Below are 22,670 nucleotides of genomic sequence, written 5' to 3'. Positions count from 1 at the left end.
GAACGGGGGCCGGCCACGGGCGTTGCCCCCCCCCGGGGCGCCGGCCAGGCGCCGGCCAGGCTCAGCCCGCGGCCGGTGCCGGTCGCGGGTCGATCGGGGTCGGCATGGGATAGGCGGCCTCGATCGCCTCCGCCGCCGCCAGCGCCAGGTCCTCCCGCCAGCGCGGCGCCACCACCTGCACCCCCATCGGCAGCCCCTCGGCGAGGCCGGTCGGCACCGAGACGCTCGGCAGGCCGAGCAGCACGGTCGGGAAGAGCGGCGCCTGGGCCCGGATCACCCGCGGGAAATCCCGCTCGTCCAGCGCCTGCGGGAAGGGCGGCTCGGCCGAGACCGGGATGACCAGCAGCGGCCGCTCCTGCAGGAACTGCGCCCAGGCGCGCTGATGCGTGGCGCGGCGGGCCAGCAGCCGCATCCAGTCGGGCAGCGCCGGCAGCGCCCGCTCGCCCATCTCGGCGAAGATCGCCCGGGCGGCGGGATCGGCGAGCTGCTCGAAGCCCGCCTTCATGAAGACCGTCGCCTCGGCATGGATGAAGGCGTCCCAATCGGCCGCGACCTCGGCGAAGCCGGGCGGCTCCGCCTCCTCCACCGCATAGCCGGCGGCCGCCAGCGCCTTGCCGGCCGCCTGCACCGCCGCGGCCACCGCCGGATGCACGCCCTGGTGGGACGGGTCGGCGCAGAGGGCGACGCGGATCGGCCCCGGCAGCGGCGGCCCCTCCAGCAGCACCGGCGCCTGCCAGGGGTCGCGCCAGTCGGGCGCCGCCATGGCGGCCAGCGCAAGCCGCAGATCGGCGACGCGCCGGGCCAGCGGCCCCTGGGTGGAGAGCAACTGGCCGGAGAGGGAGCGCTCCTCCTTGGCCGAGGGGTTGAAGGCCGGGATGCGGCCGGCCGAGGGGCGCAGCCCGGCGATGCCGCAGGCATAGGCCGGGTAGCGGATGGAGCCGCCGATGTCGTTGCCATGGCCGATGGCGCCGATGCCGGCCGCGGTGGCCGCGCTCGCCCCACCCGAGGAGCCGCCCGGGGTGTGCCCGGCGCTCCATGGGTTGAGCGTCCGGCCGTGCAGGGCATTGTCGGTGAACCAACGCCAGGAGAAGGCCGGGGTGTTGGTGCGGCCGATGACGACCGCGCCGGCCTTGCGCATGTTGCCGATGACGGCGCTGTCGGCGGGCGCGATCATGTCGCGGAAGGCGACGACGCCGTTGGTGGTGGCGCGGCCCGCCATGTCGGCATTCACCTTCACGGTGACCGGCACGCCGTGCAGCGGCCCGAGCGCCTCGCCGCGGGCGCGCGCCGCATCGGCGGCATCGGCGGCGGCGAGCGCCAGCTCGGGCAGCGGATCGACCACGGCGTTGATGGCCGGGTTCACCGCATCGAGCCGGGCCAGCGCCGCCTCTGCCGCCTCGCGGGCGGACAGGGCGCCGAGGCGGATGGCGCGGGCGATGTCGACGGCATCCCAGCGCCAGGTCTCGGAGGGCAGATGCTGCATGGCGGCTCCTTCGCGTTCCGGCGGCGAGGGTAGAGCCGTTCGCCCCGGCCTGCGAAGCCGCTGCCGCTATGCCTCCGCGGCGGCGAGCCGCTTCCAGGTGATCACCAGCACGTCGCGGCAGGAGGGCAGCGCCGGATCGGCCGGCTGCACCGGCGTCACGCCATGCATCACCCGCCGGTCATCCATGAAGGCGCAGTCGAGCCGGTCGAGCAGGGTGAAGCGCGCCAGCGCCTGCCCGGCCTCGTCGGTGACCAGCGTCTCGCCGCCGGTGAGGTTGGTGCGCGCGATCATGCCGATCAGCACGTAGTCGACGCCGTCATGGTGCACGCCCTCCGGCGTCGGGAAGCCCGGCGCGCCGGCCACCGCCTCGATGCGGAACTGGTGCGCCTCGACGAACCAGTCCGTGCGCGGGCTGCGCGCATCGGCGACGCCGCGGCCGAGCGCGAGCAGCGCCTGCAGCGGTGCGCTCTCGGCCACCGCATCCTCCATCGGCCCGAACCAGCGCTCGACGCCGCCATTGAGGCTGTTGTGCACCACCGCCTGGAAATGCGGCCGGTGCGGCCCGCGGACATGCCCGGGCTGGCCGGCGCGGGCGGTGAAATTGGCGTGCCGCCGGCGGCGATAGCGGCCGCCATCGGCCATGAAGCGGTCCGTCTCCAGCCGCTCCCAGCTCGCGGCGAAGGCATCGAGCGCGGCCGGCATCCCGGCCGGGCCGAGCCGCGCCGCCATCTCCGGGCCGCGCAGCAGCGCGAAGCCCTCGGCCTCGATCGCCCCGAGCAGCGGCTCGGTCGGCGTCACCTGCAAGGCTGCGCTCATTCCGTGTCGCCGATCGCCGGCGCCTCCCCGGTGCGGCCGGCCAGCACCTCGGCGACATGGCGCACCTTCACCGGCGTGCCTTCGCGCTTCAGCCGGCCCGCCATGTTCAGCAGGCATCCCATGTCGCCGGCGAGCAGCGTATCCGCCCCGGTGGAGGCGATGGAGCGCGTCTTGTCGGTGACCATGCGGGTGGAGATGTCGGGATACTTCACGCAGAAGGTGCCGCCGAAGCCGCAGCAGATCTCGGCATCCGGCATCTCCTTCAGCGTCACGCCCGGCATGGAGCGCAGCAGCTTGCGCGGCTGCGCCTTGACGCCGAGCTCGCGCAGCCCCGAGCAGCTGTCGTGATAGGTGATCACGCCGTCATAGCGGGCCTTCACGGCGTCGAGCCCCAGGGTGTCGGTCAGGAAGGAGACCAGCTCGTGCGTCTTCGCCGCCAGCGCCTCGGCCCGGCCGCGATACTGCGGGTCGTCGGCGAAGAGGCCGGGATAGTGGTGCGAGATCATGCCGCCGCAGGAGCCGCTCGGGACCACGGTGTAGTCGTAGGGCAGGAAGGTATCGACCACGCCCCGCGCCAGATCCTGCGCCGTCGCCCGGTCGCCGGTGTTGTAGGCGGGCTGGCCGCAGCAGGTCTGGGCGTCCGGCACCTCGACCAGGCAGCCGGCCTCCTCGAGCAGCGCGATGGCGGAGAAGCCGACATTCGGCCGGTAGAGATCGACGAGGCAGGTGACGAACAGGGCGACGCGCGGCCGGGTCTGGAGCATGCGGGCAATCTAGCAGATGGCGCCGGCGCGGAAATGGCCTGGACCAGGATCCGCCCGCAGGGGGGCACGGACCATGGTCCAGGCCGTTCTTCGATCGCCGGATGTACGCCCTTCGGTGATGCCGCCGCGCGCGGGCCGGCGACGGTGCGACGGAGCCGGAATGCCTCCCCCAGCCCGCCGGGGAACGGGAGCGCCGCCGGGCCCGGCAGCCCGGCACCCGACGCCACCGCCTGCCGCGACGCCGGCTCAGCGGCGCTCCGCCAGCAGGACGGGCCCGCCCGGCTGCGGATCGGCATAGGCGACGATGGGCTGGCCATCCATGGCGCCGATCACGGTCAACGGCCCGCGACCGACGCTGCCGCGCGGCAGGCCGGAATAGGCGACGCCATAGCCCGTGCCGGAGGCGACCAGCCGCGCCGCGCCGTTCTGCCAGCCGCTGCCGCCGTCGCGGACCGCGGCCTGCCGCATCGCCTCCGCGACGCCCTGCAACCCCTCACCCTCGCTGCCCTCCGCCCGGCCTGCCAGCGGCGCGAGCAGGGCGAGGCCCAGCACCAAGGCCAGGTTTCCGATCTTGCGCATGTCGTGATCCTTCTCGCATAGTATGAGACGAGAAGAATGCCGTGGTGGCGTCCGGGCGTCTGTGCGCCCGGCTACGATGGGTTTCGCCCTCGATCCGCTCTGGGCCGCGTTAGGTCTGGGCCGCGTCAGGTCTGGGCCGCGTCAGGGCGCGGCGCCCTCGCGCGGCACCAGCACCATCATCGTCACCGGCGCCTGCATCAGCCCCGCCCGCGCCGCGGCCTCCTCGCCCCAGCCGAAGAACAGGTCGCCGCGCGCCGCGCCGCGGATGGCGCCGCCCGTGTCCTGCGCCTGCACCAGGCGGCGGATTGGCCGGCCGTCCAGCGGGTCCTGCGTCACGATCCAGACCGGCGCGCCGAGCGGGATGAAGGCCGGATCGACCGCCAGCGACCGCCCCGGCGTCAGCGGCACGCCGAGCGTGCCGGGCGGCCCCTCATCCGGACGCAACGCCTCGTCGCGGCGGAAGAAGACGTAGGAGGGGTTCTCCCGCAGCAGCGCCGCCGCCGCCGGCGGCGGGGCGGCCGCCAGCCAGGCGCGGATCGCCTGCATGGATATGGCCTCGCGGGCAATGGCGCCGCGCTCGATCAGCAACCGCCCGATCGCCCGGTAGGGATGGCCGTTCTTGCCGGCGTAGCGCAGCCGCAGCAGCCCGCCCTCCGGCAGGGTGACGCGCCCCGAGCCCTGGATCTGCAGGAAGAAGCCCTCGACCGGATCGACATGGACCAGGATGGGCGCGATCCCGTCCAGCGCCCCGGCCTCGATCGCGGCCCGGTCGGGCAGCAGGCCGCCCTCCGCCGCCGCCGGCGGCAGGCCGTGCAGCGGAGTCGGATGCGCCGCATCCGGCGTCAGGCGGCCGGAGAGCTCCGGCTCGTAATAACCGGTCAGCAGCCCGGTGCCGACCGGCACCGGTTCCAGCCGGCGTTCGAGGAACGCCCGCTCCGCCCCCGCCGGCAGCGCCAATGCCTCGGCGCAGAGCAACGCCCAGGCGGCGGGGCGGCCGGCACGCGCCGCGAGCAGGGGCTGGCCCCCGAGAGGGGCCTCCGGATCGCGGCGGGCCAGCTCGCGGCAGGTGGCGCGGAAGGGCACGAGTGCCGCCGCGGCATCCTCCTCGGCCCAGCCGGGCAGGCTGTCGAGCCCAGGCGGCGCGGCCCAGGCAAGGCCGGCGGCGCCGCCCAGCAGCAGCGCCGACAGGAGCAGCCGCCGGCAACCCGCGGCCCAGGCCGGGCCCGCCATCCCCGGCTCAGGCGTGGCTCGTGCTGGTCAGCTTCCAGGTGGGGTCGGAGGCGGTGACGTCGCGCTGGAAGGTCCAGATATCCGTCAGCTCTGTGATCGCGTCGCTGCCGGAGATGACCTCGCCGCCCCGCCCGGTGGTCATGTTCACCTGGTCGGTGACGAAGCGGACCACGATCTCGGCGATGCTGCCGCGCAGGTCCGCGCCCTCGATGGCCAGCTCGTGCACCTCGCGGATCTCGGTCCGCTGCTGCTCGCCGGCCTGCTCGCGCGCCGTGATGGCCGCCTCGAAGCCGGCATAGGCGCCGTCGTTCAGCAGGCTCCGCAGGGTCTGCCGATCGCCCGCCGCGAAGGCCGCGACGATCATGCGGAAGGCGCCCTCCGCGCCGTCGAGGAAACGGTCGGGGTCGAAGCTGCGATCCGCCGCGGCGATGCGCCCGAGCGCCTGGCCGGGCGGGGTGCGGGGATCGGGCACGACATGCCGCGTGCCGCCGGGGGCCGGGGCGGCGCGCACCTCCTCGGCGGCGCCCTCCACCACCCGGCCGCCCCGCGGATCGAAGCCGGCCGGACGAGGCTCCGCCGCCGGCGGTCTCTCGAATCCGGTGCGTCGGCCGAGCACGCTCCGCAGCCGCAGGACCAGGAAGGCCGCGACCATGGCGAAGAGGATCAGGTCGAGCGGAAAGCCACCCGTCATCGTTAACTCCTTTTCACCTACTTAAGGTCGCGAGGGGCCGATCGCAACGCCGCCCGGCCCGGCGCGCCGCCTCCGCCGGGCTTGCCGGTCCGGAGCGGGGCCGGTACGCCCTGTCCCGTCCCTCCCCCCAATGGCAAGCGGCGATGATCCTCCTTCGGCACGGTCAAAGCGAGTTCAACCTGCGCTTCACCGCGACGAAGCGGGACCCCGGCATCCCCGACCCGATGCTGACGCCGCTCGGCCAGGCCCAGGCGGAGGAGGCGGCCGAGGCGCTGGCCGATGAGGGGCTGCGGCGCATCATCGCCTCCCCCTACACCCGCGCCCTGCAGACCGCAGCGCCGCTCGCCCGCCGGCTCGGCATCCCGGTGCATGTGGTCCCCACGGTGCGCGAGCGCTACGCCTTCTCCTGCGACATCGGCTCGCCCTGCTCGCAACTCGCCCTCGCCTGGCCGGAGGTGGATTTCCGCCATGTGGACGAGGTCTGGTGGCCGGCGATCGAGGAGCCGGACCATCAGGTGGAGGCGCGCGCGGCGCTGTTCCGGGCCGAGATGGCGGCGCTGCCGGACTGGCGGGACACGCTGGTGGTATCGCATTGGGGCTTCATCCTGGCGATGACCGGTGAGAGGCTGATGAACGGCCAGTGGGTGCGCTGCGACCCCAACGCGCCGGCGCCGCGGGATATCCTGTGGCGGCAATACCAGCCGCCGGCGAAGCGCTGACCGGCGGGGCCACCGGCGCTGTTCCGCGCCGGTCGGGCATGCTACCCCGCGCGCCCCTTCTCCGGGATGCACCCTGCCATGTCCGACGCCTCCGCCGCCCCGCCGATGCCCCAGGGCCCGCTCGTCCTGAACCTGCAATACACCAAGGATCTCTCCTTCGAGGTGCCCGGCGCGCCCGAGATCTTCGCCACCCTGCGCGAGCAGCCGCGCGTCGACCTGCAGCTCGATGTCCAGGCCCGCCCGGTGCAGGAGGGCGGCAATGTCTACGAGGTCTCGCTGCAGATCCGCGCCGACGCCCAGGCCGAGGGTCGCGCCTGCTTCATTGCCGAGCTGGTCTATTGCGGCATCTTCACCGTGACGGTGGAGCAGGAGGTGCTCGAGCCGGTGCTGCTCGTCGAGTGTCCGCGCCTGCTGTTTCCCTTCGCCCGCAACATCCTGGCCGATGTCACGCGCGATGGCGGCTTCCCGCCGGTGATGCTGGCACCTATCGACTTCGTCGCCCTCTGGCAGTCGCGCCGCGGCGAGCCGCAGGGGCCGGTCGGCACGGCCTGAGCGCCGGCCAGGACCCTTTCGTTCAGATTGCGCATCAAAAAGGTGTTGCGCGGACCGGTTGATCACTCGATTGTCATAGCGGAACAACCCGGATTTCCGCATGACGCCCGCCGAGGCTGCGTCCCGACCCGGTCCCGTGCTCGCCTTTCCCCTGCCCCTGCGGGCGCGCGAGGACGTGCCGGCGACGGCGGCGGGCGGGGAGCGCATCCTGCTCTCCCCGCCGCACCTGACGGGCGCCGAGCCGGCGGCGCTGCAGGCCGCGCTCGACAGCGGCTGGATCGCGCCGGCGGGCCCGATGCCGGCCGCCTTCGAAGCGGCGATCGGCGAGGCCACCGGCTTCGCAGCGGTGCTCGCCACCACCAACGGCACCGCCGCGCTGCATCTCGGCTACCGCCTGCTCGGCGTCGCGCCGGGGGACGAGGTCTGGACCAGCACGCTCACCTTCATCGCCACCATCGCGCCGGCGGTGCAGATGGGCGCGGTGCCGCGCTTCCTCGACGTCGCCGAGGAGAGCTGGACCCTCGATCCCAACCTGCTCGAGCGTGAGCTCGCCCGCGCCGCCCGGCGCGGCCGCCTGCCGCGCGTCGTCGTGCCGGTCGACCTCTTCGGCCAGTGCTGCGACCTCGACACCATCGCCGCGCTCTGCGAGCGCTGGGGCGTGCCGGTGCTCTGCGACAGCGCCGCGGCCCTCGGCGCGACCCAGCGCGGCCGCCATGCCGGGCGCGGCGCCCGCCTCGCCGCCTTCAGCTTCAACGGCAACAAGATCGTCACCACCGGCGGCGGCGGCGCGCTGGCCTCGGACGACGCCCGGCTGATCGAGCGCGCCCGCATGCTGGCGACGCAAGCGAAGGAACCGGCGCCGCACTACCAGCACGAGACCACCGGCTTCACCTATGGCCTCTCGGCCCTGCTCGCCGCGGTCGGGCTGGCGCAGCTCCCGGCGCTGGCCGAGCGGGTCGCGGCGCGGCGGGCCATCTTCGCCCGCTACCGCGAGGCGCTGGGCGACCTGCCGGGCCTCGGCTTCATGCCGGAGCCCGGCTGGGGCCGCGCCAATCGCTGGCTCAGCGTCGCGCTCTTCCTGCCACGCCTCGGCGCGCCGGACCGCGAGGCGGTGCGGCGCCACCTGGCGCTGCGCGGCATCGAGAGCCGCCCCGTCTGGAAGCCGCTGCACCTGCAGCCGGCCTTCCGCGGGGCGCCGCGCAGCGGCGGCGGCATCGCCGCGCGGCTGTTCGAGACCGGGCTCTGCCTGCCCTCCGGCAGCGGCCTCACCCCGCCGCAGCAGGCGCGCGTCGCGGCCGCGATCCGGGAGGCGGCGGCCGGGTGATGCGCATCCTCTACCTGCACCAGCATTTCTCCACGCCCGAGGGCGCCACCGGCACGCGCAGCCATGCCATGGCCCGCGCGCTCGCGGCCCGCGGGCATGCGGTGACCATGGCCTGCGGCCAGTATGCCGGGGCGGTGACGGGCCTCGCCGGCGGCTTCCGCCGCGGCCGGCGGGAGGGGCCGGTGGATGGCTTCCGCGTCGTGGAATGGGCCATCCCCTGTGGCAATGCCATGCCGCTGCGGCGGCGCGCCGGCGCCTTCCTCCGCTATGCGGCGCAGGCCGGCCGGCTGGCCCTAGCCGAGGAATGGGATCTCGTCATCGCCAGCTCCACCCCGTCGAGCGTCGCCCTGCCGGCGCTCGCCGCCTGGCGGCTGCGCGGCATCCCCTTCCTCTACGAGATCCGCGATCCCTGGCCGGAGCTGCCGCGCGCCATGGGCATCGGCTCGCCGCCGCTGTGGTGGGCGCTCGACCGGCTGGCCGACGCCGCCTGCCGCAACGCCACCGCGGTGATCGCGCTGTCCGACGGCATGGCGGAGACGGCCCGGGCGCATGGCGCGCGCGTGATCGCCGTGCTGCCGAATGGCTGCGACCTCGACCTCTTCGGCCCCGGCATCGCCCCCTGGCGACCCCCCGGCCTGCCGCCGGACGGGATGCTGGCCGTCTATGCCGGGGCGCAGGGGCCGGCCAACGGCCTCGGCCTGCTGCTGGACGCCGCGGCGCTGTTGCAGGCGGCGCGGGCGCCGCTGACGCTGGTGCTGGTCGGCGAGGGGGCCGAGACGCCGCGGCTGCGGGCCCGGGCGGAGACGCTCGGGCTGCGCAACCTGCGCTTCCTCGCCCCGCTGCCCAAGCGCCGGCTGGCGGCGCTGCTGGCGGGCGCCGATATCGGCCTGCAATGCCTGGCGCCGGTGCCGGAATTCGCCGAGCTCACCGCGCCCAACAAGCTGATGGACTACCTCGCCGCCGGCCTGCCGGTCGTCGCCAACCTTGGCGGCGCCGCGGCGCGGCTGCTGGCCGGCGGCCGGCACGGGCCGGTCGGCATCGCGGTGGCGCCGGCCGATCCCGCGGCGCTCGCCGAGGCGCTCGGCGCCCTGGCCCGGGACCCGGCCCGGCGGCGGGCCATGGGCCGCGCCGCCCGGCAGCTCGCCGAGCGCCGCTGGGACCGGCGGCTGCTGGCGGCTCGCTTCTGCGAGCTGGCCGAGGCGGCGGCGCCGCCCCGGCCGCGGCTGGCCCTGGCCTGACCGGCGCCGCCGCCCCCCATGCTGGCTCCGGGCGAGATGCATCTCGTCGCCGCGGCGCGGCCGAACCTGCCGAAGCTGGCGGCGCTCTGGCACGCCTTGCCGCCGGCCCGCCTGCCGCTGCGCCCGGTGCTGCTGCACACCGGCCAGCACCAGGACCCGGCCATGTTCGGCGACCACCTGGCCGAGCTCGGCCTGCCGGCGCCGGAGATCGCGCTCGGCGTGCCCGGCGGCAACCATGCCGAGACCACCGGCCGCACCATGATGGCGCTGCACGCCGCCTGGGCGGGGCGGCGCCCGGCCCTGGTCGTGGTGGCCGGGGATGTCGACGGCTCGCTCGCCGCGGCGCTGGCCGCGCGCAAGCTCGGCCTGCCGGTCGCGCATCTCGAGGCCGGGCTGCGCGGCGGCGAGGCGGACATGCCCGAGGAGATCAACCGTCGCGCCATCGACGCCGTTGCCACCCTGCTCTGGGCGCCGGACGAGGGCAGCGCCGCCCGGCTGCTGGCCGAGGGGGCGCCGCCCGCCGCGGTGCGCGCCGTCGGCAATGCCATGATCGACACGCTGCGGCGCAACCTCGACGCCGCGCGGGCACGCGGGCTGCCCGATGGGCTGGCGCCGGGCGGCTACGGCCTCGTCACCCTGCACCGGGCCGGCAATGTCGACGACCCGGCGCGCCTCGCCGCGCTGCTGCGGGGGCTCGGCCTGGCGGCGCGGCGCCTGCCCCTGGTCTGGCCGCGGCATCCCCGCACCGCCGCCCGGATGGCCAGGGCCGGCCTCGCCCCGCCGCCGGGCCTGCGGGTCCTGCCGCCGCAGCCCTATCTCGCCTTCCTCGGCCTGCTCGCCGGCGCCCGGCTGGTGGCGACCGACAGCGGCGGGGTGCAGGAGGAGGCGACGGCGCTCGACCTGCCCTGCCTGACGCTGCGGCCCTCGACCGAGCGGCCGGTGACGCTCGCCGCCGGCAGCAGCCGGCTGGTGACGCCGGCCGGCCTGCCCGATGCGGTGGCGGCCGTGCTGGCCGGCGACTGGCCGCGGGCGCGGCCGATCCCGCTCTGGGACGGCGCCGCGGGGCCGCGCATGGCGGCGCATCTCGCCGAGCTGCTGCGGCGATGAACGCCCTCGCCCCACCCCCGCTGCCGCCCCTGCCACCGCCCCTGCCGCCGGTGGTCCTGGGCTCGCCCGCGCCGCCGCTGGTGCTGATGCTCTCCGCCGCGCATCCGCCGGACGACATCCGGGTGGTGCGCAAGGAGGGCGCGGCCCTGGCCGCCGCCGGCTGGCGGGTGGCGCATCTCGCCCCGGCCCGCGAGGCGATGCCGGCGAGGGTCGCGGGCGTGGCGATCGAGGGCTTCGCCCGCCGCCCCGGCTGGGCCGGCCGGCTCGCCGCCCTGCCCGGCCTCGCCCGGCTGGCGGCGGCGCGCGGCGCCGCGGTGATCCATGCCAGCGAGCCGGATGCCTGGCTGGCCGCGCTCTGGGCCGGGTGGCGCAGCGGGGCGCGGGTGGTGCTCGACGTGCACGAGCATTATCCGAGCCGGCTCGACAGCCGGTTGCCACGCCCGCTGCGGCCGCTGGCGCGGGCGGCGCTGCGCCTCGCCTGCCGCCTCGCCGGGCGCGCCGCCGATGCGGTGGTGGTGGCCAAGGACGGGCTGGCCGGGGATTTCGCCGGCGCGCCGCGGCTGCTCGCGGTGCGCAACTACGCCATGCCGGCCGCGGTCGCGCCGCGCCGCCACGCCGCCGGGCCGCTGACGCTGGTGCATGCCGGCGCCATGGGCCGCAGCCGCGGCTGGCCGGTGCTGCTGGAGGCGATGGCGCTCGGCCCGCCGGAGGACCGGCTGCGGCTGATCGGCCGCTTCACCGATGGCTCGGAGCCGGAATTCCTCGCCCGGGCCGCCGCGCTCGGCCTCGCGGCGCGGATCGAGCGCCTGCCCTGGCTGCCGCATCCCGAGGCCATGGCGCGGCTCGCCGAGGGCGACATCGCCCTGGTGCTGTTCCAGCCGGGCGAGGAGAATCACCGCCTCGCCCTGCCGCACAAGCTGTTCGACGCCATGCAGGCCGGGCTGCCGGTGATCGCCCCGGCCTTCGCCACCGAGGTCGCCGGCATCGTCGCCGGGGCCGGCTGCGGCGCCCTGGTCGACAGCGCCGATCCGCGCGCCGTCGCCGCCGCCATCGAGGGGCTGCGGGACCCCGCGCGGCGGGCGGCGCTCGGGGTGGCGGGCCGCGCCGCGGCGGCGGCGCGCTTCGGCTGGGCGGGGGAGGCGGCGCGGCTGGCCGGGCTCTACCGGGCGCTCGCTCCTCTGCCCGCCATCGCCCCGAGCGGGGTGCCGGCGCCCTGATCGGCCCTCCCCTGGTGGCGCCCGCAGTGGCGCCCATGGTGGCGCCCTGGGGCGGACCGTCCTATAGCCGGCGGATGGCCCGCCGCGCGCCGCACCGCATCCTTCTCAACCTCGCCCTCGATTCCGCCATCGCCTGCCTGGCCCTGCCGGTGGCGATGCTGCTCGATGCGCCCGGCGCCTGGCCTGCCGCGGGTTGGTGGCTCGGCGCCCTGCCCGGCGCGGTCCTGGCGCTGCTCGCCGCCGGGCTGCCGGTGCGGCTGCCGCAGCAATACTGGCGCTATGCCGGGCTGCCGGACCTGCTCGGCATCGCCGGCGCGGCGATCGGCGCGGCGATCCTGTTCTGGGGCGGGCTGCGCCTGGCCGGGGCCTGGACGCCGCCCAACCCGGCCTTCCCGGCCATCCATGCGCTGGCGCTCGGCATCCTGCTCGGCGCGCCGCGCATCGCCGGGCGGCTGCACCATGGCCGCCGCGCGCATGAGAGCATCACCCCGCAGCCGGTGCTGCTGGTCGGCGCCGGCGACGGGGCGGACATCTTCATCCGGGCGCTCGCCGCCGAGCGGCAGCCGGCCTTCCGGGTGATCGGCATCCTCTCCATGCGCACCCGCCAGGCGGGGCGGCGCATCCAGGGCCATCCGATCCTCGGCACGGCGGACGAGATCGCCGCGGTGCTGGACGCGATGCGCGAGGAGGGGCGGCTGCCCGCCCTGGTCGTGCTCACCACCCACCATGTGCAGGGCCTGGCGCTGGAGCGGCTGCTGGATGCCGCCGACCGGCACGGCATCCCGGTGCGGCGGGCGCCCTCCGTCACCTCCCTCGACCCGGCGGCGAAGCGCATGGCCGGCGCGCTGGAGGAGAAGGCCGGGCAGCGGCTGAAGCTCGACCCGGTGGCGATCGAGGATCTGCTGGACCGGCCGCAGGTGCCGCTCGACCGCGAGGGCATGGCGCGGCTGATCCAGGGCCGGCGGGTGCTGGTCACCGGCGCCGGCGGCACCATCGGTGGCGAGCTGGCGCGGCAGGTGGCGAGCTTCGGCCCCTCGCAGCTCACCCTGCTCGACCATGGCGAGTTCGCCCTCTACGAGATCGACCTGGAGCTGCGCGAGCGGCACCCGGACGTGCCGCGCCGCGCCGTGCTCGCCGATATCCGCGACGAGCCGCGCATGCGCCGCCTGCTCGAGGAGCTGCGGCCGGAGCTGGTCTTCCACGCCGCGGCGCTGAAGCACGTGCCGATGGTCGAGAACAACCCGCTGGAAGGGCTGCTGACCAACGCCCTCGGCACCCGCATCGTCGCCGATGCCGCCGCCGCGGTCGGCTGCCGGGCGATGGTCTTCATCTCGACCGACAAGGCGGTGAACCCGACCAGCGTCATGGGCGCGAGCAAGCGGCTGGCCGAGATGTACTGCCAGGCGCTCGACATGTCCGCCCGCGCGGCGAGCCGGGACCCGCTGCGCGCCGGCGGGCACGGCATGCGCTGCGTCACCGTGCGCTTCGGCAACGTGCTCGGCTCCACCGGCTCGGTGGTGCCGCTGTTCCGCCGCCAGCTCGAACGCGGCGGGCCGCTGACGGTCACCCATCCCGACATGCGCCGCTACTTCATGACGGTGCGCGAGGCGGTCGGCCTGGTGCTGCAGGCGAGCGTCGTCGGCGCCGAGGACCGCGAGGACCAGCCACGGGAACTGGCCGAGGGCGGCATCTTCGTCCTCGACATGGGCAAGCCGGTGAAGATCGTCGACCTGGCGCGGCGCATGATCCGCCTCGCCGGTCTGCGGCCCGAGGAGGATGTCGAGATCCGCTTCACCGGGCTGCGTCCCGGCGAGAAGCTCTACGAGGAGCTGTTCCACGGCCAGGAGCCGCCGCGGCCGACGCAGTTCCGCGGGCTGCTGGTGGCGACGCCGCGCACCGCCGACCCGGCGCTGGTCGGGCGCGCGATCGACGAGATCGCGGCGGCGGCGCGGGCGGGCAATCCGCGCGCGGCGCTGGCCCAGCTCGGCCGGCTGGTGCCGGAGTTCGACCACAATGCCGACGGGGCCGAGGTGCAGGCGGCGCGGTAGGGCGGCCGGCTCGCCGGCCAGCCGCCGCGACGGCGCGCGGCCTGTGACCGGCGGCACAGCCGGGCCGGGCGCCGGCGGCTACAGCCGGCTCGCCGGGCCAGGACCGGCGCCCATCCCGGTATCCTTGTCGCGACCGGAATGGCGCCGCCGTGGTTTCGTGCCAGGCGGCTATCCGGTGTAGGTCTCGGCCATGGGGTGGCATCGCCCGGGGGCGGCCGAGGGCCGCTCCGGGCCAGAACGGCCATGCAGGCCAGGAGACCTTCATGCACCGCAGGACCCTGACCGCGGCGGGGCTCGCCCTCGCCGCTCTCCCGGCCCGCCTCCGCGCCGCGGAGGAGCCGCTTCGCTGCGCGGTCGGCCCCGTCCAGCCGACGGCCGAGGAGACACGCCGCCTCTACCGACCCTTCTTCGCCCATCTGGCGGAGGCGGTCGGCCGGCCGCTCGACCTCACCGTCACCCCGGACTGGGCCGGCATCGCCCTCGCCCTGGCGACCAACCAGGTGGATCTCGCCTGGATGGGCCCCTGGAGCTACCTGCTGGCCAAGGAGCGCGCCGGCGCCGAGGCGCTGGCGGTGGTGACCTATCAGGGCAAGCCCACCTACCAGGCCCTCATCCTGGCCCGGCAGGCGTTGAAGATCGGGCACTTCCCGGAGGATGCGAAGGGGCTGTCCATCGCCTTCGCCGATGCCGGCTCGACTAGCGGCTGGCTGATCCCGCATTACTGGTTCCGCCAGCACGGCATCGATCCCACCGCCTATTTCCGCTACCAGGACGGCAATTCACACGCCGCCAACACATTGGCTGTGGCGAATGGGCAGGTCGACCTCGCCACCGACGACGAGCGCAGCCTGGCGACCATGATCGCGGCCGGGCGGCTCCGGCCCAACCAGCTCCGCATCGTCTGGCGCTCCGACCCGTTGCCGAACGATGCGCTGGCGGTGCGGGCCGGGCTCGATCCGGCGCTGAAGGCGCGGCTGCGCGAGGCGGCGCTGGCGATCGACGAGGCGAAGGCGGCGCAGGTGATGCCGCCCGGCTATACCGGCTGGGTGGCGGCGCGCCCCGACAGCTATGCCGTGATCGAGACCGCCGGCCGGACGCTGCTCGGCAGCAGCGGCGCCGGCTGAGGCTGCAGGCGGCACCGCGGCTGTTGCACCGCGACACGCGCCTTGATTTTGCGCCCTGCGATCCCCGGGTCTAGAGCAGGGGCGGCAGGGCGGCCCCTCCGCGCCGCCCGCCAGGGATGATCCGCGGCCGGACCGCCCAGCCTTCGTCCGCACCGCGCCCCCCGCCGCTGGAACGAGACCGCGCATGAGCACCACGAGCCACGCCCAAGGCCGCCCCCAGGGACGCCCCCAGGGACGCCCCGTCGCCTTCTTCGACATGCAGGCGCAGCAGGCGCTGATCCGGGCCGAGATCGATGCCGGCATCGCCCGCATCCTCGCGCATGGCCGCTTCATCCAGGGCCCCGAGGTGGATGCCATCGAGGCGAAGCTGGCCGAGTTCAGCGGCGCGAAGCATGCCGTCGGCGTCTCCTCCGGCACCGATGCGCTGCAAATCGCCATGATGGCGGAGGGCATCGGGCCGGGCGATGCGGTGTTCCTGCCGGCCTTCACCTATACCGCGACCGCCGAGGTGCCGCTGGTGCTCGGCGCCACGCCGATCTTCGTCGATGTCGAGCCGGGCAGCTTCAACATCGACCTCGTCGATCTCCGGCGCCGCCTGGCGCTGGTCACGCATGAGCGGCGGCTGCGGCCGCGGGCGGTGATCGGCGTCGATCTCTACGGCCTGCCGGCGGACTGGCCGGCGATCCGGGCGCTCTGCGCCGAGCACGGCATGTTCGCGCTCGACGACGCGGCGCAGGCCTTCGGCGGCGCGCTGGATGGGCGCCGGCTCGGCACCCAGGCGGATGCGACCGCGCTCAGCTTCTACCCGACCAAGACGCTCGGCTGCTACGGCGATGGCGGCGCCATCCTGACCGACGATGCCGACCGGGCCGAGCTCTATCGCTCGCTCCGCACCCATGGCGAGGGCAAGTCCCGCTACGAGGTGCTGCGCACCGGCATGAACGGGCGGCTGGATTCCATCCAGGCCGCCATCCTGCTGGCCAAGATGCCGCTGCTCGCGGGGGAGCTGGCGGCGCGGCGGCGGGCGGCGGGCTGGTACGAGGCGGCGCTCGGCGGCCGGGTGGCGACGCCGCAGGTGCGGGAGGGCGCCGAGAGCGCCTGGGGCATCTACACCATCCTGCTGCGGGACGCGGCCGGGCGCAGCCGGGTGCAGGCGGCGATGCAGGCGGCCGGGCTGCCCTCGGCCATCTATTATCCCAGGCCGCTGCACCGCCAGCCCGCCTATGCCGCGGCGCATGCCCGCGGGATCGAGGCCGGGGCGCCGCCGCTGCCGGTCAGCGAGGATCTCTGCACCCGCTGCCTGTCCCTGCCGATGCATCCCTATCTGACGGAGGAGGATGTCGGCCGGGTGGCGGCGGCGGTGCTCGCCGGCCTCTGATCGCGCCGAGGCCGCCAGACGCCTGATCGCCTGAGGCGGAATCACCCGACCAAACACCGCGCTGGACCATGGTCCGCGAAGCGGCGTGAGCGGATCGCGGTCTAGAGCAGATCCCGATCAGGTGGACTCACCTGATCGGGTGAAGATGCTCTGAAAACAGTAGCCTAGGGCGCTTCCCGTGAACCGGTGTTCACGGGAAGCGCCCTAGTCACGGGTGCGGGTTGTACAAGGCCGGGGACCGCAATCGGTGGTCCCTGGCCCGATCACCTCTGCGCGCCGTGAGGTTCCTTGTTGAACTCGGGGGCGAGACCGCGCTTCCATGACGGATCGCGTCATGGATGGAGGCTGCGGCTCATGCACCGTCGCTCCCTGCTGGCGGTCGGGGCCGCCGCGCTGACCACGGCCCCGGTGCTGCGGCCGCGCCCGGCCCGGGCGGACGGCGATCCGGTCGATGTCCTGCTGGTGCTGGCGGTCGATGTCTCCCGCTCGGTCGATGACGACGAGGCGCGGCTGCAGCGGGAGGGCTACCGCGCCGCCGTCTCCGACCCGCAGGTGGTGGAGGCGATCCGCGGCGGCATGATCGGCGCCATCGGCATCGCCTATGTCGAATGGGCCGGGGCCGAGTATCAGCGCCTGGTGCTGCCCTGGATGCGCGTCTCCGGCATGGCGGAGGCGCAGGCCTGGTCCGAGAGGTTGGCCGAGGCGCCGCGCGCCTCGCTCTCCTGGACCTCGATCTCGAGCGGGCTCGACTTCTCCCGCACCGTGCTGCAGCAGGCGCCCTTCGACGGCACGCGGCAGGTGATCGACGTCTCGGGCGACGGCGTGAACAACAGCGGCGGGCCGGTCGAGGCGGCGCGCGACCGGCTGGTCGCCGAGGGCGTGACGATCAACGGGTTGCCGATCGTGAACGACCGGCCGACCTTCGGCCGCATGCCGCCCATTCCGCTCGACGACTATTACCGCGACAGCGTGATCGGCGGGCCCGGCGCCTTCGTCATCGTCGCGGAGGATTTCCAGAGCTTCGGCAACGCGGTCAAGCGCAAGCTGATCCGCGAGGTGGCCGGCCTGTCCGGGCCGCTGACCGGCTGAGGGGGCGGCCGGCCCGAGGGGCTACTTCTTCGGCCCGTTGACCAGCGCCTCGATCCATTTCGGGCTGTTCTGCTTGACGATCTCGACCTCGGACTTGTTCTGCTGCCGCAGGTCCTGGAAGAGGGCCGCGGCCTCGGCCTCCTTCATGGGCGCGCTGCAGACCGTGCCGGTCAGCACGACGTATTGGCACACGACTGCGAGCATCCGGTCGCTCCCTGTTTCACCGCAACGGATCCAGAGGACTACAGGATGCCGGGCCGGCAAGGCCAGCCGCGTCGCGGGCCCGTGCGGAGGTGTGAAGCGCGGGCGCGTGAAGCGAGGGCGCGTGAGGCGCGGGCCGGCGATGCACCGGCCCCGCCCTGGCCTGCCTCGCCTCCCTCACTCCGGCGGCATGGCCCAGGCCAGCTCCTCCGCGCCCGGGGCGTAGACCAGGTTGGTCACCGCCGGGTTGCGGTTGACCAGCCGCCGCATGAAGAGCGGATGGGTCATCGACCGGCACTCATGCTCCACCTCGAAGAGCAGCCGGCCGTTGTCCGGATCGACGAGGCGGATGAAGCGGTACTGGAACTGGCTGTCCTCCTGGCTGATCAGGCCACGCTCGGACAGCCGGGCATGCACCCCGCCGAAATCGACGAAGGCGAGCTGGATATGGTGCCCGTCATAGGCCGGCTGCGGCCGGTCGGTCTCGCGGAAGGTGAGGTACTGGCCGGGCGCGACCAGCGCCTTCGCCACCCCGTCCTCGATCCGCGCCGGCGCCTGCACGATCTCGCGGTAGAACCGGACGATGCCGTCCAGGGTGCCGGGCGCCACGTCGAACTCGACATAGGGGATGCCGAGCTGGATGCGGCCGAAGCGCTCGGCCTCCGGCGCATGGCAGCGGAAGCGGTTGCCCCAGGGGCAGGTGACGGCGATGTGGTCCGCCGCCTCCTCGAAGCCGTAGCGCGTGCCCTCCAGCCAGCGGCGCGCCGTCTGCAGCCGGTGCAGGAGCTGGGCGCGGTCCGGCAGCACCAGCCCGATCGTGCCGCGCAGCAGCTGCGCCTGGCCATGCGGCAGGTGGAACTGGCTGACCCCGGCATTGGCCCACATGTTCTCGACGCCGGTCAGCAGGAAGGGGTCGCGCGTCAGGCCGAGGGCGGAGATGTAGAAGGCGGTGGCGAGGCGCTGGTCCGGCACGCGCAGGTTCACGTGCTGCAGCTCCACCGAATTGCCGAGCGATTCCGCCGCCCGGTTCCAGGGGCATTCGACCTTGCTCATGCCGTCCATTGCTTGCGGTCCTCCGTCAGGGGCTGCGGGCGGCGTGCGGCAGCCCGCCCATCCAGGCGCACGGGGCCCGCGGCGGGACGGAAGGAGGGCCGGACGGACGGCGCGCGACCCGGCGCGCGGTCCCATGGCGGCGGCGATCCTGCATCATCCCCTCCCCGGGGTCGTTGCCGGGGAGGTTCGCATGCGCCCCGGCCGGCCGTAAAGCGGCGCGGCCAGGGCGGTGTGGCCAGGGCGGTGTGGCCAGGGCAATCCCGTCAGTCGGCGTACTGGCCGGCGGCCTGGATGATCGGCTTCCACTTGGCGATGTCGGCGAGCCAGAATTTCCGGTGCGCCGCCGGCGTCGCCATCTCCTGCGCCACCGGCGTGGTGCCGAGCTCGGCGAAGCGGGCGATCAGCTTCGGGTCGCGCAGCGCCACCTGCAGGGCCTGGGACAGCCGCGCCGTCACCTCGGCCGGGGTGCCCTTCGGGGCGTAGAGCCCGTGCCAGATGCCGACCTGGAATTCGGGCAGGCCGGCCTCGGTGCTGGTCGGCACGTTCGGCAGCGCCGGCAGCCGCTCGGGCGTCGTCACCGTGAAGACCTTCACCGCGCCGCTGTTGATCTGCTCGGTGGTGTTGGTGGTCTGGTCGCACATCAGGTCGATGCGGCCGGCGAGCACCTCCTGCATCGCCGGGCCGGTGCCGCGGAACGGCACGGTGGTCATCGGCGCGTCCACCGCCTTCATCAGCAGCAGGCCGCAGAGATGGCTGGCGGCGCCGATGCCGGCATTGGCGTAGTTGAGCTTCTCCTGGTCGCGCCGGATGACCTTGACCGCCTCGGCGAGGGTGGTCGCCGGGAAGTCCTTCTTGGCGATCAGGGTCATCGGCACCTCGGTGACGAGGCCGATCGTCTCGAAGCCGCCGACCGGGTCATAGGCCAGGCGGCGGTAGAGGGTCGGGGTGGTCGCCATGCCGATATGGTGCAGCAGCAGGGTGTAGCCGTCCGGCTTCGCCTGGGCGACGCGCTGGGCGCCGATGGTGCCGCCGGCGCCGCCGGCATTCTCCACCACCACGGTCTGGCCGAGGTCGCGGCCCATGGATTCGGCGACGAGGCGGGTGACGGTGTCGGTCGGGCCGCCCGCGGCGAAGGGCACGACCACGGTGATCGTGCGGCTGGGGAAGGAGTCCGCCGCGGCGGGACGGCCAAGCCCGAAAGGAACGAGGGCGGCGAGCGCAAACAGGGCACGCCGGGCGAAACGGGACATGAACAGGACCTCCTGCGGACGTGGCCGATCCGGGCGCTTCGGCCTGACGCAACGGCGCGCAAGTCAGGCGACAGCCGCTTGATGTCAAGCCGGCAATGTTGCCTTCATTCGCCCGAAAAGCGGAATCAACTGTGCCGCTCGCGCTGGCTGCCGGGGGATGGGCGGGCGGTTCGTTTCGCGGCGGGCCGGCGGGCCATGCCGCCGCCTCAGGCCGGGATCGCCTGCCGCAGCGTCGCGACGGCGGCCTCGACGCCCGCGATCAGCGTCCGCAGCTCGGTCTCGGCCGCCGCGGTGGCCGCCGCCCGCTCCAGCCGCTGCGCCGCGCGCCCGGCCGCCATGGCGCCCACCGAGAGCAGGCCACCGGCCATCCGGTGCGCCAGGAAGCGCAGCTCCGCCGGCTGCGACAGCAGGTCGCCGCAGCGGCCGAGTTGCTCCGTCGCGTCGGCCAGGCTCTGGGCGATCATGGCATCGCGCTCGGCGCGGCCAAGCAGCCGGTCGATCTCGGCGATGACGGCATGGTCGAGGGTGGGCATGGTATCCTCCTTCTGCGGCGGCGCCGCGGGGCTTCCGGCAACGGCGGCGAGCAGCGCCGCCGGCGGGGCCGGCTTGCTCAGGACCGCGTTCATGCCGGCCTCCTGCAACCGGAGGCGCTGCGCCGCGGAAACATCGGCGGTCAGCGCGATGATGGGTGTCCCGGCATTCGGGCCGCCGGCACGGATCCGCCGTGCCGCCTCGGGCCCGTCCATGACCGGCATGTGGACATCGAGCAGGATCAGGTCGAAGCGCTGGCGCGCCGCGGCATCCACGGCGCCGCTGCCATCCACGGCCAGGGTCACCGCATGCCCGGCCCGTTCGAGATGCGTCCGCACCAGGATGCGGTTGGCCTCGACGTCGTCCACCACCAGCACCCGCCGCGGCGCCACGGCGGCGGGCGCCGCGGCCACGTCGGGCGCCTCCGCCGGCGCGGCGCCGGCCGGGGCGAGCGGCACCTCGAACCAGAAGCGGCTGCCCTTGCCCGGCACGCTCTCGACGCCGATCCGCCCCTGCATCGCATCCAGCAGGCGCCGACAGATCGCAAGGCCGAGGCCGGTGCCGCCGAAGCGCCGTGCCGGCCCCGCCTCGGCCTGCTCGAACATGGTGAAGAGGCGGGGCAGCGTCTCGGGCGCGATGCCGATCCCGGTATCGACGACCTCGACGCGCAGCAGGCTCCCCCCCGGCGCCGGCCCGCCGCGGGCGCTGGCACGCAGGGTGATGCCGCCCGCCTCGGTGAATTTCACCGCGTTGCCGATCAGGTTGTCGATGACCTGGCGCAGCCGGATGGGATCGCCGCTGACCAGCGGCGGCAGGTCCGGCGCCAGCTCCAGCGCCATGTCCAGCCCCTTCCGGGCGGCCAGCGGCCGCGCCAGGTCGAGGGATTGCCGCAGCAGCTCGGTCGGCCGGAAGGCGACGCTCTCGATGCTGACCTTGCCCGCCTCGAGCTTGGCGAGATCGAGCAGGTCGTTGACCACGGCCAGCAGCACCTTGCCGCTGTGCAGCACGGTCTCGGCATGGCGGTGCGATTCCTCGGGCAGCGCCGCGGTGGCGAGCAGCTCGGCGAAGCCGATCACGCCGGTCAGCGGGGTGCGGATCTCATGCGCCATCACCGCCAGGATCTCGGAGCGCTGCCGCGCCAGGCGGTCGGCGGCCTGGGCGCGGCCCTCGGCGAGCTGCCGGTTCTCCTCCTCCAGCGCCTGGGCCCGCTCGGCCAGCGCGCGCCGCTCCTCGGCCAGGGCGTGCGCCTGCATCGCGGCGTCGCGGGCGGCGGCGGCGGTGATCGCGGCGTTGCGGGCGGCCGCCTCGGCGAGGCGGCGGCGGCCGAAATCGCGCTGCATCAGGGTGGTGGCGGCGGCCAGGCCGAGCAGCAGCAGCAGCGTCGCGCCGCCGGTGATCCAGGCCTGCCGCCGCCAGGGGGCGTCGATCTCGGTGGTGGCGACGGAGGCCATCAGGAAAAGCGGCGCGCCCTCGATCCGGGACACGACCTGCAGCCGCTCCGCCCCGTCGCGCCGGGCGAAGCCGACGAACTCCTCATCGCCGCTCGCCGCCGCCAGCATCTCCCGCGGCAGGTCGCGCCAGGCCCCCGGCGCCTCCCGCTCCGGCAGCCGCAGCAGGGTGGCGCCGTCCTCGCGCAGCAGGGTCAGCGACCCCGCCAGGCCCAGCTCCATCCGCTCGAGCAGCGGCCGCAGCGTGGCGAGCGGCAGAGCGATGGCCAGGATGCCACGGCAGGTCCCGTCGGCGCCGCCGATGGCGCGGCTGACCGGCACCACCCAGTCCGCCTGGGGGCCGGCCCGGCTAGGGCGGCCAATATGCAGGCGGCCGTCGGGGTGCTCGCGATGGAAGCGGAGGCCATCCTCGCCGATGAAGCCGGCCTCGCCCGGCGACGCCCCGGCGGCGAGCAGCAGCACCCGGCCGGGCCCGGGCGCGCCCGCTCCGGCAGGCCCGGCGCAGCCCGGCTCGAGCCGCAGCACGGTATCCGCCTCCTCGCCCTCGGCCGCGGCGGCCTGCAGGATCAGATCGACGCCCTGGATGGTCCGCGCCAGCTCCGAGGCGACGGCGCGGCTGGCGTTGCGGGCGGTCAGGATCGCGCGGTTCCAGCTCTCCTCGCGCGCCTCCAGCAGCATTTCCGCAACGACCGCGCCGAGCGCGAGGCCGGCGAGCAGGATGGCGATGCCAAGCGTCCTCGCCCTGCGGAGATCGATTCGGGATGCCATCGCGCTGCTTGCTGGTCCGGGTACCGCAGACCCGGAAGCGAGCCCGGCGGGGACCTAGCT

Annotated in this window: 20 protein-coding genes; 10 read left to right on the top strand and 10 right to left on the bottom strand. The window is 74.9% G+C overall.

The window, feature by feature from the left end; all coding sequences use genetic code 11:
- Positions 1–61: 61 nt before the first annotated feature.
- The 6 genes from DOO78_RS17195 to DOO78_RS17170 form a co-directional block, all read right to left on the bottom strand.
- The gene (locus DOO78_RS17195; RefSeq protein WP_111471097.1) at positions 62–1,483 is read right to left on the bottom strand and encodes an amidase; all 1,422 of its coding nucleotides are present in this window, start codon (positions 1,481–1,483) and stop codon (positions 62–64) included.
- Between the two features lie 66 nt (positions 1,484–1,549).
- Positions 1,550–2,299 carry a 2OG-Fe dioxygenase family protein gene (locus DOO78_RS17190; protein WP_111471096.1) on the bottom strand — a complete coding sequence of 250 codons (750 nt, stop codon included), beginning with the start codon at positions 2,297–2,299 and terminating at the stop codon, positions 1,550–1,552.
- Entirely contained in the window at positions 2,296–3,063 is a 768-nt protein-coding gene (locus tag DOO78_RS17185) for a (Fe-S)-binding protein (RefSeq protein ID WP_111471095.1), read from the bottom strand. The genes DOO78_RS17190 and DOO78_RS17185 overlap by 4 nt, the downstream gene beginning before the upstream one ends.
- 246 nt (positions 3,064–3,309) lie before the next feature.
- Positions 3,310–3,642 (bottom strand): hypothetical protein, encoded by a 333-nt coding sequence (locus tag DOO78_RS17180; protein ID WP_111471094.1) that lies wholly within the window; start codon positions 3,640–3,642, stop codon positions 3,310–3,312.
- A 141-nt stretch (positions 3,643–3,783) separates the two neighbouring features.
- Entirely contained in the window at positions 3,784–4,872 is a 1,089-nt protein-coding gene (mltA, locus tag DOO78_RS17175; protein ID WP_111471093.1) for a murein transglycosylase A, read from the bottom strand.
- A 7-nt stretch (positions 4,873–4,879) separates the two neighbouring features.
- Positions 4,880–5,563: a Tim44/TimA family putative adaptor protein gene (locus tag DOO78_RS17170; RefSeq protein ID WP_111471092.1), complete on the bottom strand. Its 684-nt coding sequence runs from the start codon at positions 5,561–5,563 to the stop codon at positions 4,880–4,882.
- Positions 5,564–5,706: 143 nt separating this feature from the next.
- On the opposite strand from DOO78_RS17170, the gene DOO78_RS17165 reads away from it, so the two are divergent.
- The 10 genes from DOO78_RS17165 to DOO78_RS17120 all read left to right on the top strand — a co-directional run bounded on the left by DOO78_RS17165 (position 5,707) and on the right by DOO78_RS17120 (position 17,359).
- A complete protein-coding gene (locus DOO78_RS17165; protein WP_111471091.1) occupies positions 5,707–6,282 on the top strand; it encodes a histidine phosphatase family protein in 576 nt (191 codons plus the stop codon).
- A 78-nt stretch (positions 6,283–6,360) separates the two neighbouring features.
- Complete coding sequence (secB, locus tag DOO78_RS17160) at positions 6,361–6,834, top strand: protein-export chaperone SecB (protein WP_111471090.1); 474 nt, start codon at positions 6,361–6,363, stop codon at positions 6,832–6,834.
- Between the two features lie 136 nt (positions 6,835–6,970).
- Positions 6,971–8,158, top strand: coding sequence for a DegT/DnrJ/EryC1/StrS family aminotransferase (locus DOO78_RS17155; RefSeq protein WP_243634581.1), 1,188 nt, complete (start codon positions 6,971–6,973; stop codon positions 8,156–8,158).
- Positions 8,158–9,396, top strand: a complete 1,239-nt coding sequence (locus DOO78_RS17150; protein WP_111471088.1) for a glycosyltransferase family 4 protein — start codon at positions 8,158–8,160, stop codon at positions 9,394–9,396. Before DOO78_RS17155 ends, DOO78_RS17150 begins: the two co-directional genes overlap by 1 nt.
- Before the next feature lie 36 nt (positions 9,397–9,432).
- Positions 9,433–10,503: a UDP-N-acetyl glucosamine 2-epimerase gene (locus DOO78_RS17145; RefSeq protein ID WP_111471161.1), complete on the top strand. Its 1,071-nt coding sequence runs from the start codon at positions 9,433–9,435 to the stop codon at positions 10,501–10,503.
- Positions 10,500–11,720 (top strand): glycosyltransferase, encoded by a 1,221-nt coding sequence (locus DOO78_RS17140; protein WP_111471087.1) that lies wholly within the window; start codon positions 10,500–10,502, stop codon positions 11,718–11,720. Before DOO78_RS17145 ends, DOO78_RS17140 begins: the two co-directional genes overlap by 4 nt.
- Positions 11,721–11,794: 74 nt before the next feature.
- The gene (locus DOO78_RS17135) at positions 11,795–13,768 is read left to right on the top strand and encodes a polysaccharide biosynthesis protein (RefSeq protein ID WP_111471086.1); all 1,974 of its coding nucleotides are present in this window, start codon (positions 11,795–11,797) and stop codon (positions 13,766–13,768) included.
- Positions 13,769–14,031: 263 nt separating this feature from the next.
- Positions 14,032–14,892: a phosphate/phosphite/phosphonate ABC transporter substrate-binding protein gene (locus tag DOO78_RS17130; protein ID WP_111471085.1), complete on the top strand. Its 861-nt coding sequence runs from the start codon at positions 14,032–14,034 to the stop codon at positions 14,890–14,892.
- Between the two features lie 184 nt (positions 14,893–15,076).
- Complete coding sequence (locus tag DOO78_RS17125) at positions 15,077–16,270, top strand: DegT/DnrJ/EryC1/StrS family aminotransferase (RefSeq protein ID WP_111471084.1); 1,194 nt, start codon at positions 15,077–15,079, stop codon at positions 16,268–16,270.
- Between the two features lie 354 nt (positions 16,271–16,624).
- Positions 16,625–17,359, top strand: coding sequence for a DUF1194 domain-containing protein (locus tag DOO78_RS17120; RefSeq protein ID WP_111471083.1), 735 nt, complete (start codon positions 16,625–16,627; stop codon positions 17,357–17,359).
- 21 nt (positions 17,360–17,380) lie between these two features.
- Here DOO78_RS17120 and DOO78_RS17115 read toward each other — a convergent pair whose 3' ends face one another.
- From DOO78_RS17115 to DOO78_RS17100, 4 genes are all read right to left on the bottom strand, one after another.
- Positions 17,381–17,563, bottom strand: coding sequence for a hypothetical protein (locus DOO78_RS17115; protein ID WP_111471082.1), 183 nt, complete (start codon positions 17,561–17,563; stop codon positions 17,381–17,383).
- A gap of 174 nt (positions 17,564–17,737) precedes the next feature.
- Positions 17,738–18,613 (bottom strand): VOC family protein, encoded by an 876-nt coding sequence (locus DOO78_RS17110; RefSeq protein ID WP_111471160.1) that lies wholly within the window; start codon positions 18,611–18,613, stop codon positions 17,738–17,740.
- 263 nt (positions 18,614–18,876) lie between these two features.
- The gene (locus tag DOO78_RS17105; RefSeq protein ID WP_111471081.1) at positions 18,877–19,863 is read right to left on the bottom strand and encodes a tripartite tricarboxylate transporter substrate-binding protein; all 987 of its coding nucleotides are present in this window, start codon (positions 19,861–19,863) and stop codon (positions 18,877–18,879) included.
- Positions 19,864–20,069: 206 nt separating this feature from the next.
- On the bottom strand, positions 20,070–22,610 hold the full coding sequence (locus tag DOO78_RS17100; RefSeq protein WP_111471080.1) for an ATP-binding protein: 2,541 nt from the start codon (positions 22,608–22,610) through the stop codon (positions 20,070–20,072).
- Between the last annotated feature and the right edge of the window lie 60 nt (positions 22,611–22,670).

Source organism: Roseicella frigidaeris (genome assembly GCF_003258945.1).
Classification (GTDB): Bacteria; Pseudomonadota; Alphaproteobacteria; order Acetobacterales; family Acetobacteraceae; genus Paracraurococcus; species Paracraurococcus frigidaeris.
The sequence above is the reverse complement of the archived record's forward strand: the minus strand, read 5'-3'. Positions and strand labels throughout refer to the sequence as shown.